The following is a 15,792-nucleotide window of genomic DNA, read 5'->3' as shown; positions in this document are numbered from 1 at the left end:
AGGAGAAGCTGCGCTTCGCCATCCGCGAAGGCGGCCGCACCGTCGGCGCCGGCGTCGTCGCCAGCATCATCGCTTGAACAGCGTTTTCGTGAGGGCGTGGGCCCTGCCGGGCCTCCGCCCTTTCACGTCACGAGGAAGATAAGACCATGAACGGTCAGAACATCCGGATCCGCCTCAAGGCGTTCGACCACCGCATTCTCGACGCTTCGACGCGCGAGATCGTGTCGACCGCGAAGAGGACGGGCGCTCAGGTCCGCGGCCCCATCCCGCTGCCCACGCTCATCGAGAAGTTCACGGTCAACCGCTCGCCCCACATCGACAAGAAGTCGCGCGAGCAGTTCGAAATGCGGACCCACAAGCGGGTTCTCGACATCGTCGACCCGACCCCGCAGACGGTCGACGCCCTCATGAAGCTCGATCTCGCCGCCGGCGTCGACGTCGAAATCAAGCTCTGATCCGTTTTAGCCGGGTCCTCTGTCTCCCGCATGTCGGCGGGATGGTCATGACCCCAAGGGAAGGTATGCACCGATGCGTTCCGGTGTGATTGCACAGAAAGTCGGGATGACCCGCATCTTCACCGATGCCGGCGAACATATCCCGGTCACCGTGCTGAAGCTCGATAACTGCCAGGTCGTCGCTCACCGCACGATCGAGAAGAACGGCTACGTCGCCGTGCAGCTCGGCACGGGCACTGCCAAGGTCAAGAATGTCTCGAAGGCCGAGCGCGGCCACTTCGCCGTCGCGAAGGTCGAGCCGAAGCGCAAGGTCGTCGAGTTCCGTGTCAGCGACGATGCGCTGATCCCGGTCGGCGCCGAGCTGACGGCGGATCACTTCGTCGTCGGCCAGTTCGTCGACGTCAGCGGCACGACCACCGGCAAGGGCTTCGCCGGCGGCATGAAGCGCTGGAACTTCGGCGGTCTGCGCGCCACCCACGGCGTCTCGGTCTCGCACCGCTCGATCGGTTCGACCGGCGGCCGTCAGGACCCCGGCAAGACCTTCAAGAACAAGAAGATGCCCGGCCATCTCGGTGCCGAGCGCGTCACCACGCAGAACCTGCGCGTCGTCCAGACGGATGCCGAGCGTGGCCTGATCCTGGTCGAGGGCGCCGTTCCCGGCGTGGCCGGCGGCTGGATCCATGTCCGCGACGCCATCAAGCGTCCGCTTCCGAAGGATGCGCCGCTGCCGGGCAAGTTCCGGTCCGCCGGCGAGGCGACCGCTGAGGCTCCTGCGGCCCAGGCTGAGGAGAACGCGTGATGAAAATCGATATCGTCACTCTTGAAGGCGGCAACGCCGGCTCGCTCGAGCTGGCCGACGCGATCTTCGGCCTCGAGCCGCGCGCCGACATCCTCGCCCGCATGGTGCGCTACCAGCTCGCCAAGCGCCGCGCCGGCACGCACAAGTCGAAGGGCCGGTCGGAAGTCGACCGCACCCGCAAGAAGATCTACAAGCAGAAGGGCACCGGTGGCGCCCGTCACGGTGCAGCGTCCGCTCCGCAGTTCCGCGGCGGTGGCAAGGCCTTCGGTCCGATCGTGCGCGACCACGCCCACGACCTGCCCAAGAAGGTCCGTGCTCTCGCCCTGCGCCATGCGCTCTCGGCGAAGGCCAAGGATGGCGGCATCATCATCCTCGACGACGCCAAGCTGGCGGAGCCGAAGACCAAGGTGCTGCTCGGCCACTTCGGCAAGCTGTCGCTCTCCAGCGCGCTGGTGATCGGCGGCGCCGAGATCGACACGAACTTCGGCCTGGCCGCGCGTTCGATCCCGAATGTCGACGTCCTGCCGATCCAGGGCATCAACGTTTATGACATCCTGCGTCGCGACAAGCTCGTCCTGACGCGCGCGGCTGTCGATGCGCTGGAGGCGCGCTTCTCATGAGCCAGTCCGCCAAGAATCTGGACCCGCGCCACTACGACGTGATCCGCGGGCCGGTCATCACCGAGAAGGCGACCATGCTCTCCGAGCACAACAAGGTCGTGTTCAAGGTCGCCAAGACCGCCACGAAGCCGCAGATCAAGGCGGCGATCGAGAAGCTGTTCGACGTCAAGGTGAAGAGCGTCAACACGCTCGTCACCGAGGGCAAGATGAAGGTCTTCCGCGGCCGGCTCGGCCAGCGCGCGGACGTCAAGAAGGCGGTCGTGACCCTCGAGGAAGGTCACTCCATCGACGTGACCACGGGCCTGTAAGGAAGGATCGCACACCATGGCTTTGAAAAATTTCAAGCCGGTCACGCCGAGCCTTCGCCAGCTCGTGATCGTCGACCGCAGCGAGCTCTACAAGGGCAAGCCGCTGAAGGTGCTGACGGAGGGCAAGTCGTCCTCCGGCGGCCGCAACAATCTCGGCCGCGTCACCGTCCGCTTCCGCGGCGGCGGACACAAGCGGACCCTGCGTCTGATCGACTTCAAACGTCGCGGCAAGGACGGCATCCCGGCCGTCGTCGAGCGCCTGGAGTATGATCCGAACCGCAGCGCCTTCATCGCGCTGATCAAGTACAGCGACGGCGAGCAGGCCTATATCCTGGCGCCGCAGCGCCTGGCCGTCGGCGACAGCGTCGTCTCGGGTCCGTCGGTCGACGTGAAGCCCGGCAACGCCGCCCCGATGGGCTCGCTGCCGATCGGCACGATCGTCCACAATGTCGAGCTGAAGATCGGCAAGGGCGGCCAGCTGGCGCGCTCGGCGGGCAACTACGCCCAGATCGTCGGCCGCGACCAGGGCTACGTCATCGTCCGCCTGAACTCGGGCGAGCAGCGCCTGATCAGCGGTCTGTGCTACGCCACGGTGGGCGCGGTCTCCAACCCCGACCACATGAACCGCAACGACGGCAAGGCGGGTCGCTCGCGCTGGCTCGGCCGTCGCCCGCACAACCGCGGTGTCTCGATGAACCCGGTCGACCATCCCCATGGCGGCGGCGAAGGCCGCACCTCGGGTGGCCGTCACCCGGTCACGCCCTGGGGTCTCCCGACCAAGGGCAAGAAGACCCGCTCGAACAAGCGGACCGACACCTTCATCGTGTCGAGCCGTCACGCCCGCAAGAAGAAGAACTGAGGTCCGTCATGGCGCGTTCGCTTTGGAAAGGTCCGTTCGTCGACGGATACCTTCTGAAAAAGGCCGAGGTCGCCCGTTCGGCGAGCCGGCAGGAAGTCATCAAGATCTGGAGCCGTCGCTCCACGATCCTGCCGCAGTTCGTCGGTCTGACGTTCGGCGTCTACAACGGCCACAAGCATGTGCCGGTGAGCGTCTCCGAGGAGATGGTGGGCCACAAGTTCGGCGAGTTCTCGCCGACGCGCACCTTCCACGGCCACGCCGCCGACAAGAAGGCGAAGAGGAAGTAAGCCATGGGTAAAGCATCCGCCCCCCGTGCGCTGCCCGAGAACGAAGCCGTCGCGGTCGCCCGCAACCTTCGCGTCTCGCCGCAGAAGCTCAACCTCGTCGCCCAGCTGATCCGGGGCAAGAAGGTCTCGACGGCGCTCGCCGACCTCGAGTTCTCGCGCAAGCGGATCTCGCTGGACGTGCGCAAGTGCCTGCAGAGCGCGATCGCCAACGCCGAGAACAACCATGATCTCGACGTCGACGATCTCGTCGTGGCCCAGGCCTTCGTCGGCAAGGCGCTCGTGATGAAGCGCTTCCATGCCCGCGCCCGCGGCCGTGGCGCCCGCATCCTGAAGCCGTTCGCCAACATCACGATCGTGGTGCGCGAAGTCCAGGCTGCGAAGGCCTGAGGAGAGAACGATGGGTCAGAAAATCAATCCGATCGGGCTTCGCCTCGGCATCAACCGGACCTGGGATTCCCGCTGGTTCGCGCAGAAGGGCGAGTACGGCAAGCTGCTCCATGAGGACATGGCCATCCGCGCCGCCCTCATGAAGCTGCTGAAGCAGGCCGCGGTCTCCAAGATCATCATCGAGCGCCCGCACAAGAAGTGCCGCGTCACCATCCACTCGGCGCGTCCGGGCGTGGTGATCGGCAAGAAGGGCGCCGACATCGAGAAGCTGCGCAAGTCGGTGATAAAGCTCACCAAGGCCGATGTGACGATCAACATCGTCGAGGTGCGCAAGCCCGAGATCGACGCCACGCTGGTCGCCGACTCGATCGCCCAGCAGCTCGAGCGCCGCGTCGCCTTCCGTCGCGCCATGAAGCGCGCCGTGCAGTCGGCGATGCGTCTGGGTGCCGAGGGCATCCGCATCAACTGCTCGGGCCGTCTCGGTGGTGCCGAGATCGCGCGCCTCGAGTGGTATCGCGAGGGTCGCGTTCCGCTGCACACGCTGCGCGCCGATGTGGATTACGGTGTCGGCACCGCCTTCACCACCTACGGCACGTGCGGCATCAAGGTCTGGATCTTCAAGGGCGAGATCCTCGAACACGACCCGATGGCCCAGGACAAGCGCATGGCAGACGAGGGCGGCCGTTCCGGCGGTGGCCATCGTCGCGAGCATGCATAAGGCTGATCGAGAAGAGCCATGTTGCAACCTAAGAAGACCAAGTTCCGCAAGCAGTTCAAGGGACGCATCTCCGGCGTCGCCAAGGGCGGCACGGACCTGAACTTCGGCCAGTTCGGCCTCAAGGCGCAGGAGCCGGAGCGCATCACCGCCCGGCAGATCGAGGCGGCCCGCCGCGCGATCACCCGCGCCATGAAGCGCGCCGGCCGTGTCTGGATCCGCGTGTTCCCGGACGTGCCGGTGTCGAAGAAGCCGACCGAAGTCCGCATGGGCAAGGGCAAGGGCGCGCCTGAATTCTGGGCAGCCAAGGTCAAGCCGGGCCGGATCATGTTCGAGATCGACGGCGTGCCGGAAGAGACCGCCCGCGAGGCCATGCGCCTCGGCGCCGCCAAGCTGCCGATCAAGACGCGCTTCATCCAGCGCATCGCCGAGTGAGAAGGGAGGACGAGATGAAAGCTTCGCAACGCCTGTCCGACCTGAAGGCCATGAGCGTGGACCTGCTCCAGGACGAGCTCCTGAAGCTCAAGAAGGAGCAGTTCAACCTGCGCTTCCAGAAGGCCACCGGCCAGCTCGAGAACACCGCCCGGGTGACCGAGGTCCGCAAGGACATCGCCCGCATCAAGACGCTGCAGCGGTCGAAGACCGCGGCCGCGAGCGCCTGAGGAGTCAGACAATGCCGAAGCGCGTGCTGCAGGGCGTCGTCGTCAGCGACAAGCAGAACAAAACTGTTGTGGTCAAGGTCGAGCGGCGCTATACGCACCCTCTCCTCAAGAAGACGGTTCGCCGCACCAAAAACTATCACGCCCATGACGAGGCGGAGGTGGCCAAGGTCGGGGATCAGGTCTGGATCGAGGAGTCCAAGCCGATTTCCAAGCTGAAAAGCTGGGTTGTGCTCGACAACGCTCCCAAGGCGTAGGTCAACGCGGCTGTCGCCGTCCGATTCGTTCGGGCGGCGCGGCGGTGAAAATAGTCGGGCATGTATCGCCGCAAAGGTGGGCTCCACTTTTGCGGATCATGCTTTGTTTTGAGGCCAGGGGGCGATCGACCCCCGTCAGTCGTAGTCCCGGGGGCGCTGGTGCGTCCGGGAAACCGCGCTGATACACACTGGAAGGATCAAGGCCATGATCCAGGTGCAGACCAATCTCGAGGTCGCGGATAATTCCGGCGCCCGTCGCGTGATGTGCATCAAGGTTCTCGGCGGGTCGAAGCGGCGTTATGCCCGTATCGGCGACATCATCGTCGTCTCGATCAAGGAAGCCATTCCGCGCGGTCGCGTGAAGAAGGGCGACGTCATGAAGGCGGTCGTCGTTCGCACCGCCAAGGACGTGAAGCGTCCCGACGGTTCGGTGATCCGGTTCGACCGCAACGCGGCCGTTCTGATCAACAATCAGAAAGAGCCTGTCGGCACCCGTATCTTCGGACCGGTTCCGCGCGAGCTGCGCGCCAAGAACCACATGAAGATCATCTCGCTTGCGCCTGAGGTGCTGTGATGGCTGCGAAGATCAAGAAGGGCGACAAGGTCGTCGTGCTGGCTGGCCGCGACAAGGGCAAGGCCGGCGAAGTCCTGCAGGTGCTGCCGAAGGATGCCCGCGCCGTGGTGCGTGGCGTCAACCTCGTCAAGAAGCACACCAAGGCATCGGCTCAGTCCGAGGGCGGCATCATCTCTAAGGAAGCCACCATCGACCTGTCGAATCTCGCCGTGGCCGATCCCAAGGACGGCAAGCCGACCCGCGTCGGCTTCAAGGTCCTGGACGATGGCCGCAAGGTCCGTTTCGCCAAGCGTTCGGGGGATCTGATCGATGGCTGAGAACCAGCAGGCGGCTCTCACGCCGCGCATGAAGAAGCATTACGAGGACGTCGTCCGTCCGGCGATGATCGCCGAGTTCGGCTACAAGAACGCCATGGAAGTGCCGACCATCGAGAAGGTCGTCATCAACATGGGCGTGGGCGAAGCGACCGCCGACCGCAAGAAGGTCGACAACGCCGCCGGCGACCTCGCCCTGATCGCCGGCCAGAAGCCGGTCATCACCAAGTCCCGTCTCGCCATCGCCGGCTTCAAGCTGCGCGAGAACATGGCGGTCGGCTGCAAGGTCACGCTGCGCAAGACCAAGATGTTCGAGTTCGTCGACCGGCTCGTCACCATCGCCCTGCCGCGCGTGCGCGACTTCCGGGGTCTCAACCCGAAGTCCTTCGACGGGCGCGGCAATTTCGCGCTCGGGATCAAGGAGCACATCGTGTTCCCCGAGATCAACTACGACAAGGTCGACCAGGTCTGGGGTATGGACGTGATCGTCTGCACGACTGCGAAGTCGGACGACGAGGCTCGCGCCCTGCTCAAGCACTTCAACTTCCCGTTCCGGCAGTGAACGCCAGCGTTCATACGCGGAAACCAGGAGAGATCGATGGCTAAGAAGAGCTCCGTCGAGAACAACAACCGCCGCAAGGCGCTGGTGAAGAAGTTCGCCGGCCGCCGCGCCCGGTTGCTTGAGATCGCCAACGACGACAGCCAGTCCATGGACGAGCGTTTCCTCGCTCGCCTGAAGCTGGCCGAACTGCCGCGCAACTCGGCTCCGAACCGGGTGCGCAACCGCTGCGAGGTGACGGGTCGCCCGCGCGCCTTCTACCGCAAGCTGAAGATGTCGCGCGTCGCGCTGCGCGAGCTCGGCAACAAGGGGCTGGTTCCCGGCCTCGTCAAGTCGAGCTGGTGAGGAGGACGCATCATGGCGATCATTGATCCGCTTGGAGATATGCTGACCCGCATCCGCAATGCGCAGATGCGTCGCAAGTCGCGCGTTTCGACGCCCGGTTCGAAGCTTCGGGCCCGTGTGCTCGACGTGCTTCAGGCCGAGGGCTACATCCGCGGCTACACCCAGACCGAGTTCGGCAACGGCCGGACCGAGTTCGACATCGAGCTGAAGTACCACGAGGGACAGCCGGTCATCCGGTCGATCTCGCGCGTGTCGAAGCCCGGCCGCCGCGTCTATTCTTCGGTGGAGACGATGCCTCGCGTGGCCGACGGCCTGGGCGTGACCATCATCTCGACCCCGAAGGGTGTGATGCCCGATCATCTTGCCCGCGAGCAGAACGTGGGCGGCGAAGTGCTTTGCAAGGTCTTCTGACCTTTCGCGCCGCTCGTTTTCAGGAGAAATCCAATGTCTCGTATCGGTAAGAAGCCTGTTCCGGTTCCCGCTGGCGTCACCGCCAACGTCGCCGGGCAGCTCGTCAAGATCAAGGGCGCGAAGGGGGAACTCTCCTTCACGGTTCCCGACGACGTCTCCGTCGTCATGGAGAACGGCGCGATCGCGGTTCAGCCGCGTTCGCAGAGCAAGCGCGCCCGCTCGCTCTGGGGCACCTCGCGCGCCCGCATCGCCAATCTCGTGACGGGCACGACCTCTGGCTTCGAGAAGAAGCTCGAGATCAACGGCGTCGGCTACAAGGCCGCCGTCACCGGCAAGGTGCTCAAGCTGTCGCTCGGCTACAGCCACGACATCGACTATCCGATTCCGGAAGGGGTCGCGATCGTGACGCCGAAGCCGACCGAGATCGTCATCACTGGCATCGACAAGCAGGTGGTCGGCCAGACTGCCGCTGAGATCCGCGAGTATCGCGGTCCCGAGCCCTACAAGGGCAAGGGTGTCAAATACGCCGGCGAATTCATCTTCCGCAAGGAAGGCAAGAAGAAGTAAGGACGCGAGCCATGAGCAAGCAGACAGTTGCGACTGCGCGCCGCAAGGCCCGCGTCCGTCGCGCCATCAAGGCGGTGGCCAATGGCCGCGCCCGCCTTTCGGTGCACCGCACCGGCAAGCAGATCTATGCCCAGATCATCGACGACACGAAGGGGGTCACCCTCGCTTCGGCTTCGAGCCTGGACAAGGACATCCGCGGCGATCTCAAGTCGGGCGCGAATGTCGAGGCGGCCGCGACGATCGGCAAGCTGATCGCCGAACGTGCCGTCAAGGCGGGCGTGAAGGACGTGGTATTCGACCGCGGCTCCTACATGTATCACGGGCGCGTCAAGGCGCTCGCCGATGCGGCCCGCGAGGGCGGCCTGAACTTCTGAGACCGTCGGTCCCGGTCGATCTGCTCCGGCGCCTCGCGGCAACGGGGCAGGGGCCGGGATCGGGCTTTTCGAGAGACGTCGTTCCAGCAGGAACGCTCGAGCGAGCGGGGCGGCAGAGGCCGTCACCGCGCAAGTAAGAGGAAAGACAATGGCGAGAGAGCCTCGTGACCGCGATCGCGAAGAGCGCGATTCGGAATTCGTGGACCGTCTGGTCCACATCAACCGCGTCGCCAAGGTGGTGAAGGGCGGGCGTCGCTTCGGCTTCGCCGCGCTCGTCGTCGTCGGCGACCAGAAGGGCCGCGTCGGCTTCGGCCACGGCAAGGCCCGTGAAGTGCCGGAAGCCATCCGCAAGGCGACGGAAGCCGCAAAGCGCGGTTTGGTCCGGATCCCGCTGCGCGAGGGTCGTACGCTCCATCACGACGTCCAGGGCCGTCACGGCGCTGGCAAGGTCGTGCTGCGCGCCGCCCCGGCCGGTACCGGCATCATCGCCGGCGGCCCGATGCGCGCCGTCTTCGAGGCGGTCGGCATGCAGGACGTGGTGTCGAAGTCGCTCGGCTCCTCGAACCCGTACAACCTCGTCCGCGCGACCTTCGACGCGCTGAAGAACGAGGACAGCCCGCGTGGCGTCGCCGCGCGCCGCAACCTCAAGGTCTCCGCCCTGCAGACGCGTCGCCGCGATGCGGGTGCCGACGCCGCCGCTGAAGCGTGAGGGGGCGATCATGGCAAAGTCCGACACCAAGACCGTCGTCGTCGAGCAGATCGGGAGCCCGATCCGCCGCGAGGCGTCGCAGCGCCAGACCCTGATCGGTCTCGGCCTCAACAAGATCCGCCGTCAGTCGACCCTGGTCGACACGCCGGCCGTGCGGGGCATGATCGACAAGGTCAGGCACCTCGTGCGCGTCGTCGATGCGAAGTGAGGGAGATCGTTCGATGAAACTCAACGAGATCCGTGACAACGAAGGCGCGCACAAGTCGCGCATCCGCGTCGGCCGTGGCATCGGCTCGGGCAAGGGCAAGACCGGTGGTCGTGGCGTGAAGGGTCAGAAGGCCCGCGCCGGCGTCGCCGTGAAGGGCTTCGAGGGCGGCCAGATGCCGCTTTATCGTCGCCTGCCCAAGCGCGGCTTCAACAACCTCTTCGCCAAAGAGCTGAACGAGGTCAATCTCGGCCGCATCCAGCAGGCGGTGGAAGCCGGCAAGCTGGACGCCAAGGGCGCCGTGACGGTCGAGGCGCTGGTCGCCGCGGGCGTGATCACGCGCCAGGCGAAGGACGGCGTGAAGATCCTCGGCGTCGGCGAGCTGAAGACGAAGCTCGCCTTCGAGGTGGCTGGCGCGTCGAAGTCGGCCGTCGCCGCGATCGAGAAGGCGGGCGGCAGCGTCAAGATCCTTTCGGCTGCTTCACAGGCGTGAGCCGAACGCTTACATGACGACTCGCGAACGGCGGCCGGGCCAGAAGCCCTGGCCGCCGTTCGACTGTTTGACCGGGCGCAGCCCAGCGCGCCCATGGATCTGAAGACCAAGGACCGGACGCATGGCATCGGCGGCTGAACAGCTTGCTTCAAACCTCAACTTCGGGGCGTTCGCGAAGGCGGACGAGCTGAAGAAGCGGATCTGGTTCACGCTCGGCGCGCTGATCGTCTACCGGATCGGCACCTATATCCCGTTGCCGGGGATGAATCCCGATGCGGTCGCGGATCTGTTCAAGCAGACCCAGTCCGGCGTGCTCGGCCTGTTCAACATGTTTTCGGGCGGCGCGGTCGGCCGGCTCGCGATCTTCGCGCTGGCGATCATGCCGTATATTTCGGCGTCGATCATCATCCAGCTTCTGTCGAGCGTCATTCCGAGCTTCGAGGCGCTGAAGAAGGAAGGCGAGCAGGGTCGCAAGATCCTGAACCAGTACACGCGCTACCTGACGCTCGTCCTGGCCATCTTCCAGGCCTATGGCATCGGCGTGGGTCTGCAGGGCTCCGGCAACCTCGTGCTCGAGCCCGGCCCGTTCTTCCTGTTCTCGACGACGATCACGCTGGTCGGCGGCACGATGTTCCTGCTGTGGCTCGGCGAGCAGATCACCAGCCGCGGCATCGGCAACGGCACCTCGATGATCATCTTCGCCGGCATCATCGCGGAGTTTCCGTCGCAGCTCGCACAGACCCTTGAGCTCGGCCGGCAGGGCGCGATCTCGACCGGCCTGCTGCTGCTGATCCTGCTGATGGCGATCTGCGTCATCGCCTTCTGCGTGTTCATGGAGCGCGCGCAGCGCCGCCTGCTGATCAACTATCCCAAGCGCCAGGTCGGCAACCGCATGTATGAGGGCCAGACCTCGTTCCTGCCGCTGAAGCTGAATACCGCCGGCGTCATCCCGCCGATCTTCGCCTCCTCGCTGCTGCTGCTGCCGACGACGATCGCGAGCTTCTCGCAGGCTTCGGGCGGCACGGGTTTCCTGTCGACCATGGCGACCTATCTGGCGCATGGCCGGCCGCTGTTCATGATCCTCTACGCCGCGCTGATCATCTTCTTCTGCTTCTTCTACACGGCCATCGTCTTCAACCCGACGGAGACGGCCGACAATCTGAAGAAGCATGGCGGCTTCATGCCGGGTATCCGCCCCGGCGAGCGCACCGCCGAGCATATCGACCGCGTGCTGACCCGCATCACCGTGCTCGGCGCCGGCTATTTGACTATCGTCTGCCTTATCCCCGAGTTCATGATCACCTATGCCCAGATTCCGATCATCCTGCTGGGCGGCACCTCGCTGCTCATCGTGGTGACGACGACGATGGATACCGTGGCGCAAGTCCACGGGCACCTGCTGGCCCATCAGTATGAAGGGCTGGTCAAGAAGGCCAAGCTGCGAGGAGCGAAACGCTGATGCGACTGATCTTCCTGGGGCCGCCGGGGGCGGGGAAGGGCACTCAGGCTGCGCGCATCGTCGCGAAGCACGGTATTCCGCAGCTCTCGACCGGCGACATGCTCCGCGCCGCCGTCGCCGCCGGGACGCCGATCGGCGTCAAGGCGAAGGCGGTGATGGATGCGGGCGGGCTCGTTTCGGACGAGATCGTCATCGGCATCGTCGCCGACCGCATCGAGGAGGCGGATGCCAAGAAGGGCTTCATCCTCGACGGTTTCCCGCGCACCCTGGCCCAGGCCGAGGCGCTGGATGCGATGCTCGCCTCGAAGGGGCTGAAGCTCGACACGGTGCTGGAACTGAAGGTGGACCAGAGCAAGCTCGTCGACCGCATCGTCAAGCGTGCCGAGGAGGCGAAAGCCGCCGGGCAGCCGGTCCGCAAGGACGACGATCCGGAGGTCTTCAAGACCCGGCTCGAGGCCTATAACCGCGACACCGCGGTCGTCTCGCCCTACTACGCGAAGCGCGGCCAGGTGATCGAGATCGACGGCATGCAGCCGATCGACGCCGTGACGGCCGCGATCGAGACGGCGCTGGCGCGCAGCTGAGCCGGCGGCCCGCGTCAGCCCAACCAGTTTTCGATCCTGAGGTCCTCCACACGCGCGAACTCTGAGGTGTTCGCTGTGACGAGGACCGCTTCCAGGGCGAGAACCTGTGCGGCGATGAGCATGTCGTTGCCGCCGATGGGCAAACCCCGGGATTCGAGCGACACGCGCAGGCTGGCATAGGCGCGTGAGGCGGGCTCGTCGAAGGGCAGGATCTCGAGTTCCGACAGTACCGCCTCCACGGCGGCCCGCAGCCGGGTCGATCCCGATTTTTCGCAGCCATAGCGCAGTTCAGCGGCGACGATGGCGCTCGTCACCACCGCCCGGTCGCCAACCTTGGCGATCGATTGGGCCGCCGCGCCGCGGGGATGGCGGATGAGATCGGAGATGATGTTGGTGTCGAGCAGATAGCGCGTCAAAGCGTTTGCTCGGGAAGCGGGACCGGATCGGCGATGTCCGGCAACGCCTCGTCGACCGGCTCGAGCTCAGCCAACAGGGCCGAGAGGCCGCGTTTACGGGCCGGCTCGATCACCAGCCTGTCGCCGTCCCGGTGCATCAGCGCCTCATGGCCCGGCAATTCGAACTCCACCGGGATGCGGACCGCCTGGTTGCGGCCGTTCCTGAAGAGTTTGACGTGTCGAACCTCGTTCATCCTCAACCTCGCAGGTCGGAAGGCCTATGCCTCAGCATAGGCCGCTCCGGAGGCGGCGGCAAGAATTGTTCCTGTCGGCCTCCTTCGACGGTTGACTCCGCGTCTTCGAACGACTAACGACCCCACTTCCGGTTTCATGACAGCGATGCCGTTACCTTCGCGAGGAGGGGCGACGTCGCATTCCCGCATGGAACGGGTTCAACGCTTCGCAGGGGCCGGCCTCCACCGGCGCGAGGCATCTTTAAACCGCTGGCGCGCCACTGGGCGTTTGCCGGCCGACATGGAGAGACGATCATGGCTCGTATTGCGGGCGTCAACATTCCGACCAACAAGCGCGTCGTCATCGGCCTGCAGTACATTCACGGCATTGGCGCGGCCAAGGCCCAGGAGATCTGCGACAAGGTCGGCATCGTCGCCGAGCGCCGCGTCAACCAGCTGACCGACGCCGAGGTCCTGCAGATCCGCGAGACGATCGACCGCGACTATCTCGTCGAGGGCGACCTGCGCCGCGAGGTCTCGATGAACATCAAGCGCCTGATGGATCTGGGCTGCTATCGCGGCCTGCGCCATCGCCGCTCGCTGCCGGTCCGCGGCCAGCGCACCCACACCAACGCCCGCACCCGAAAGGGCAAGGCGAAGCCGATCGCCGGCAAGAAGAAGTGATTTCGGCGGGCCGGGTGACCGGCCCGCTGCTTTGCGCCGCCTGACCCCAGCGGGGACGGGCGGCATCCCCAGCGCCTGGCATCACGGGCGCGCCTGAAGGACAAGAGAAAAGACTATGGCCAAGGAAGCCCAGCGCGTTCGTCGCCGCGAACGCAAGAACATCGTCTCCGGCGTCGCCCATGTGAACGCCTCGTTCAACAACACCATGATCACCATCACCGACGCGCAGGGCAACACGATCTCCTGGTCGTCGGCCGGCACGATGGGCTTCAAGGGCTCGCGCAAGTCGACCCCCTACGCCGCGCAGGTCGCCGCCGAGGACGCGGCCCGCAAGGCCGCCGAGCATGGCATGCGCACCCTCGAGGTCGAGGTCACCGGTCCGGGGTCGGGTCGTGAATCGGCGCTCCGCGCGCTGCAGGCCGCCGGCTTCACCGTGACCTCGATCCGCGACGTGACGCCGATCCCGCATAACGGCTGCCGTCCGCGCAAGCGTCGTCGCGTCTGACGCGCGTGCTTCGAGGCGCCCGCACCGGCGGGCGCCTGTCCGGGGCGGCCCGCCGCCGCCATTGAATTCAAGCACCAGGAGTGCGGTCGTGATCAGCAAGAACTGGCAGGATCTGTCAAAGCCCAACAAGCTCGAAATCAAGGTCGGCGACGATCCGAAGCGTCAGGCCACCGTCATCGCGCGTCCGCTGGAGCGCGGTTTCGGCATGACGCTCGGCAACGCGCTGCGTCGCGTGCTGCTCTCCTCGCTGCAGGGCGCGGCCGTCACCGCTGTGCAGATCGACGGCGTGCTGCACGAGTTCTCCTCGATCCCCGGCGTGCGTGAGGACGTGACCGACATCGTCCTCAACATCAAGGCGATCGCGGTCAAGATGCAGGGCGAGGGCCCCAAGCGCATGACCCTGCGCAAGACCGGCCCGGGCATCGTCACCGCCGGCGACATCAACACCGTCGGCGACGTCTCGATCCTGAACCCCGACCTCGTGCTCTGCACGCTGGACGAGGGCTCCGAGATCCGCATGGAGTTCACGGTCAACACTGGCAAGGGCTATGTCCCCTCCGAGCAGAACCGCCCCGAGGACGCGCCGATCGGCCTGATCCCGGTCGACAGCCTGTACTCGCCGGTGAAGAAGGTCTCCTACCGCGTCGAGAACACCCGCGAGGGCCAGAACCTCGACCGCGACATGCTGACCCTGAACATCGAGACCAATGGCTCGGTGACGCCCGAGGACGCGCTGGCGCTCGCCGCCCGCATCCTGCAGGACCAGCTCGCCGTCTTCATCACCTTCGAGGAGCCGCGCAAGGAAGAGGCCGTCTCGACTGCGCCGCAGCTGCCCTTCAACCCGGCGCTGCTCAAGAAGGTCGACGAGCTCGAGCTGTCGGTGCGTTCGGCGAACTGCCTGAAGAACGACAACATCGTCTATATCGGCGACCTGATCCAGAAGTCGGAGGGCGAGATGCTGCGCACCCCGAACTTCGGCCGCAAGTCGCTGAACGAGATCAAGGAAGTGCTCGCCACCATGGGCCTCCACCTCGGCATGGACGTCACCGGCTGGCCGCCGGAGAACATCGAAGAGCTGGCGAAGCGCTTCGAGGAGCACTACTGATCCCGGTGCGGGGCTCTCGCGCCCCACGCTTTCCCGCACGCAGCATGAGCTGCGGAGCATAAAGAACGGCCGTACCGTGGCACGGCGGCCGTAACATCGAAGGAGCCACACCATGCGTCACGGTTTCCGCGGTCGCCGTTTCAACCGCTCGGCCGAGCATCGCAAGGCGATGTTCGCCAACATGTCCCAGGCCCTGATCAAGCACGAGCAGATCACCACCACGCTGCCGAAGGCCAAGGACCTGCGTCCGGTCGTCGAGAAGCTGGTGACCCTCGCCAAGCGCGGCGACCTGCATGCCCGCCGCCAGGCGATCGCGCAGATCAAGGACGTCGCTCTCGTCGGCAAGCTCTTCTCGGTGCTGGGCCCGCGCTACAAGGAGCGCAATGGCGGCTATCTGCGCATCATGAAGGCGGGCTTCCGCTTCGGCGACAACGCGCCGCTCGCCGTGATCGAGTTCGTCGATCGCGACGTCGACGCCAAGGGACAGGATTCCGGCCCGGTCTTCACGGCGGATGACGAGGCGGCCTGAGGATTTTTCTTCGGACCAGGCGATTTGAAAGGGCGGCCTTCGGGTCGCCCTTTTTCGTTTGGGGGTGTCGGGCTTCCGGTTTGGTGGTCGTTCGGCCGGCTTCGATGGCGGCGCGACGGCCCTTGGCGGACCGCAGCTTCCTGTCTAGGCTTCCTCGAAAGCCAGCAAGGCACTTGGGGGGACGCTGATGACGAGAATGAACCACTGGGCCGGGCTGGCCGTGGCGGGGGGGCTGCTGCTCGCCGCTGCGATGCCGGCGACAGCGCAGGACTACCCCTCCAAGTCGATCACCATGATCGTACCTTTCGCGGCCGGTGGCTCGTCGGACGTGATCGCGCGGCTGGTCGGCGACGAGATGGGGCGCGTGCTCGGCCAGCGCATCATCATGGAAAACATGGGCG

The 15,792-nt window shown here is 65.6% G+C and carries 29 protein-coding genes and 2 pseudogenes; 29 read left to right on the top strand and 2 right to left on the bottom strand.

Features of this window, described 5'->3' with window-relative positions; all coding sequences use genetic code 11:
• The 24 genes and pseudogenes from AX750_RS25465 to AX750_RS09260 all read left to right on the top strand — a co-directional run.
• Window positions 1–77: pseudogene (locus tag AX750_RS25465) on the top strand (elongation factor Tu); the annotation flags it as partial.
• A gap of 69 nt (window positions 78–146) precedes the next feature.
• Window positions 147–455 carry a 30S ribosomal protein S10 gene (rpsJ, locus tag AX750_RS09370; protein WP_043237115.1) on the top strand — a complete coding sequence of 103 codons (309 nt, stop codon included), beginning with the start codon at window positions 147–149 and terminating at the stop codon, window positions 453–455.
• Window positions 456–528: 73 nt separating this feature from the next.
• The gene (gene rplC, locus AX750_RS09365; protein ID WP_066722415.1) at window positions 529–1,254 is read left to right on the top strand and encodes a 50S ribosomal protein L3; all 726 of its coding nucleotides are present in this window, start codon (window positions 529–531) and stop codon (window positions 1,252–1,254) included.
• Window positions 1,254–1,874: a 50S ribosomal protein L4 gene (gene rplD, locus AX750_RS09360; protein ID WP_066722412.1), complete on the top strand. Its 621-nt coding sequence runs from the start codon at window positions 1,254–1,256 to the stop codon at window positions 1,872–1,874. The genes rplC and rplD overlap by 1 nt, the downstream gene beginning before the upstream one ends.
• The gene (locus AX750_RS09355) at window positions 1,871–2,182 is read left to right on the top strand and encodes a 50S ribosomal protein L23 (protein WP_066722409.1); all 312 of its coding nucleotides are present in this window, start codon (window positions 1,871–1,873) and stop codon (window positions 2,180–2,182) included. The genes rplD and AX750_RS09355 overlap by 4 nt, the downstream gene beginning before the upstream one ends.
• A 16-nt stretch (window positions 2,183–2,198) precedes the next feature.
• Complete coding sequence (gene rplB / locus AX750_RS09350; RefSeq protein ID WP_066722405.1) at window positions 2,199–3,041, top strand: 50S ribosomal protein L2; 843 nt, start codon at window positions 2,199–2,201, stop codon at window positions 3,039–3,041.
• An 8-nt stretch (window positions 3,042–3,049) separates the two neighbouring features.
• Window positions 3,050–3,328: a 30S ribosomal protein S19 gene (gene rpsS, locus AX750_RS09345; protein ID WP_066722403.1), complete on the top strand. Its 279-nt coding sequence runs from the start codon at window positions 3,050–3,052 to the stop codon at window positions 3,326–3,328.
• 3 nt (window positions 3,329–3,331) lie between these two features.
• A complete protein-coding gene (gene rplV / locus AX750_RS09340) occupies window positions 3,332–3,715 on the top strand; it encodes a 50S ribosomal protein L22 (RefSeq protein WP_056798997.1) in 384 nt (127 codons plus the stop codon).
• A gap of 10 nt (window positions 3,716–3,725) precedes the next feature.
• A complete protein-coding gene (rpsC, locus tag AX750_RS09335; protein ID WP_066722401.1) occupies window positions 3,726–4,433 on the top strand; it encodes a 30S ribosomal protein S3 in 708 nt (235 codons plus the stop codon).
• An 18-nt stretch (window positions 4,434–4,451) separates the two neighbouring features.
• Complete coding sequence (gene rplP / locus AX750_RS09330) at window positions 4,452–4,865, top strand: 50S ribosomal protein L16 (RefSeq protein ID WP_066722399.1); 414 nt, start codon at window positions 4,452–4,454, stop codon at window positions 4,863–4,865.
• A 14-nt stretch (window positions 4,866–4,879) separates the two neighbouring features.
• Window positions 4,880–5,092 carry a 50S ribosomal protein L29 gene (gene rpmC / locus AX750_RS09325; RefSeq protein WP_066722395.1) on the top strand — a complete coding sequence of 71 codons (213 nt, stop codon included), beginning with the start codon at window positions 4,880–4,882 and terminating at the stop codon, window positions 5,090–5,092.
• Between the two features lie 11 nt (window positions 5,093–5,103).
• Window positions 5,104–5,346, top strand: a complete 243-nt coding sequence (gene rpsQ / locus AX750_RS09320) for a 30S ribosomal protein S17 (RefSeq protein WP_066722393.1) — start codon at window positions 5,104–5,106, stop codon at window positions 5,344–5,346.
• A gap of 205 nt (window positions 5,347–5,551) precedes the next feature.
• A complete protein-coding gene (rplN, locus tag AX750_RS09315) occupies window positions 5,552–5,920 on the top strand; it encodes a 50S ribosomal protein L14 (RefSeq protein ID WP_066480057.1) in 369 nt (122 codons plus the stop codon).
• Window positions 5,920–6,237: a 50S ribosomal protein L24 gene (gene rplX, locus AX750_RS09310; protein WP_043237098.1), complete on the top strand. Its 318-nt coding sequence runs from the start codon at window positions 5,920–5,922 to the stop codon at window positions 6,235–6,237. The genes rplN and rplX overlap by 1 nt, the downstream gene beginning before the upstream one ends.
• Window positions 6,230–6,796, top strand: a complete 567-nt coding sequence (rplE, locus tag AX750_RS09305) for a 50S ribosomal protein L5 (protein WP_056799015.1) — start codon at window positions 6,230–6,232, stop codon at window positions 6,794–6,796. Before rplX ends, rplE begins: the two co-directional genes overlap by 8 nt.
• A gap of 36 nt (window positions 6,797–6,832) precedes the next feature.
• Window positions 6,833–7,138, top strand: a complete 306-nt coding sequence (rpsN, locus tag AX750_RS09300; RefSeq protein ID WP_066722392.1) for a 30S ribosomal protein S14 — start codon at window positions 6,833–6,835, stop codon at window positions 7,136–7,138.
• A gap of 12 nt (window positions 7,139–7,150) precedes the next feature.
• Window positions 7,151–7,549 (top strand): 30S ribosomal protein S8, encoded by a 399-nt coding sequence (gene rpsH / locus AX750_RS09295; protein WP_066480047.1) that lies wholly within the window; start codon window positions 7,151–7,153, stop codon window positions 7,547–7,549.
• A gap of 33 nt (window positions 7,550–7,582) precedes the next feature.
• Window positions 7,583–8,116, top strand: coding sequence for a 50S ribosomal protein L6 (gene rplF, locus AX750_RS09290; RefSeq protein WP_066722390.1), 534 nt, complete (start codon window positions 7,583–7,585; stop codon window positions 8,114–8,116).
• Window positions 8,117–8,127: 11 nt separating this feature from the next.
• Window positions 8,128–8,490, top strand: a complete 363-nt coding sequence (rplR, locus tag AX750_RS09285; protein WP_066722388.1) for a 50S ribosomal protein L18 — start codon at window positions 8,128–8,130, stop codon at window positions 8,488–8,490.
• 148 nt (window positions 8,491–8,638) lie between these two features.
• Window positions 8,639–9,199, top strand: coding sequence for a 30S ribosomal protein S5 (gene rpsE / locus AX750_RS09280; RefSeq protein WP_066722386.1), 561 nt, complete (start codon window positions 8,639–8,641; stop codon window positions 9,197–9,199).
• A gap of 10 nt (window positions 9,200–9,209) precedes the next feature.
• Complete coding sequence (gene rpmD / locus AX750_RS09275; RefSeq protein ID WP_066722419.1) at window positions 9,210–9,407, top strand: 50S ribosomal protein L30; 198 nt, start codon at window positions 9,210–9,212, stop codon at window positions 9,405–9,407.
• Window positions 9,408–9,420: 13 nt separating this feature from the next.
• Window positions 9,421–9,897 (top strand): 50S ribosomal protein L15, encoded by a 477-nt coding sequence (gene rplO / locus AX750_RS09270; protein WP_066722384.1) that lies wholly within the window; start codon window positions 9,421–9,423, stop codon window positions 9,895–9,897.
• Window positions 9,898–10,018: 121 nt separating this feature from the next.
• Window positions 10,019–11,356, top strand: a complete 1,338-nt coding sequence (gene secY / locus AX750_RS09265) for a preprotein translocase subunit SecY (protein WP_066722382.1) — start codon at window positions 10,019–10,021, stop codon at window positions 11,354–11,356.
• Window positions 11,356–11,940, top strand: a complete 585-nt coding sequence (locus AX750_RS09260; RefSeq protein WP_066722380.1) for an adenylate kinase — start codon at window positions 11,356–11,358, stop codon at window positions 11,938–11,940. Before secY ends, AX750_RS09260 begins: the two co-directional genes overlap by 1 nt.
• Window positions 11,941–11,954: 14 nt before the next feature.
• Here AX750_RS09260 and AX750_RS09255 read toward each other — a convergent pair whose 3' ends face one another.
• Together AX750_RS09255 and AX750_RS09250 are read right to left on the bottom strand one after the other, a co-directional pair.
• Window positions 11,955–12,356 (bottom strand): type II toxin-antitoxin system VapC family toxin, encoded by a 402-nt coding sequence (locus tag AX750_RS09255; protein WP_066722378.1) that lies wholly within the window; start codon window positions 12,354–12,356, stop codon window positions 11,955–11,957.
• Window positions 12,353–12,589: an AbrB/MazE/SpoVT family DNA-binding domain-containing protein gene (locus tag AX750_RS09250; RefSeq protein WP_066722376.1), complete on the bottom strand. Its 237-nt coding sequence runs from the start codon at window positions 12,587–12,589 to the stop codon at window positions 12,353–12,355. The genes AX750_RS09255 and AX750_RS09250 overlap by 4 nt, the downstream gene beginning before the upstream one ends.
• 294 nt (window positions 12,590–12,883) lie before the next feature.
• Here AX750_RS09250 and rpsM point away from each other — a divergent pair, with 294 nt between their 5' ends.
• The 5 genes and pseudogenes from rpsM to AX750_RS09225 form a co-directional block, all read left to right on the top strand.
• Window positions 12,884–13,252, top strand: a complete 369-nt coding sequence (rpsM, locus tag AX750_RS09245) for a 30S ribosomal protein S13 (protein WP_066722374.1) — start codon at window positions 12,884–12,886, stop codon at window positions 13,250–13,252.
• A 115-nt stretch (window positions 13,253–13,367) separates the two neighbouring features.
• On the top strand, window positions 13,368–13,757 hold the full coding sequence (gene rpsK / locus AX750_RS09240; RefSeq protein ID WP_043237079.1) for a 30S ribosomal protein S11: 390 nt from the start codon (window positions 13,368–13,370) through the stop codon (window positions 13,755–13,757).
• A gap of 88 nt (window positions 13,758–13,845) precedes the next feature.
• Window positions 13,846–14,862, top strand: coding sequence for a DNA-directed RNA polymerase subunit alpha (locus AX750_RS09235; RefSeq protein ID WP_066722372.1), 1,017 nt, complete (start codon window positions 13,846–13,848; stop codon window positions 14,860–14,862).
• Between the two features lie 112 nt (window positions 14,863–14,974).
• Window positions 14,975–15,391, top strand: a complete 417-nt coding sequence (gene rplQ / locus AX750_RS09230; protein ID WP_066722370.1) for a 50S ribosomal protein L17 — start codon at window positions 14,975–14,977, stop codon at window positions 15,389–15,391.
• Window positions 15,392–15,578: 187 nt separating this feature from the next.
• Window positions 15,579–15,792, top strand: a pseudogene (locus AX750_RS09225) (tripartite tricarboxylate transporter substrate binding protein BugD); the annotation flags it as partial.

Origin of the sequence: Methylobacterium sp. CCH7-A2 (assembly GCF_001557075.1) — a bacterium.
Lineage (GTDB): Bacteria > Pseudomonadota > Alphaproteobacteria > Rhizobiales > Beijerinckiaceae > Allobosea > Allobosea massiliensis.
The sequence above is the reverse complement of the archived record's forward strand: the minus strand, read 5'-3'. Positions and strand labels throughout refer to the sequence as shown.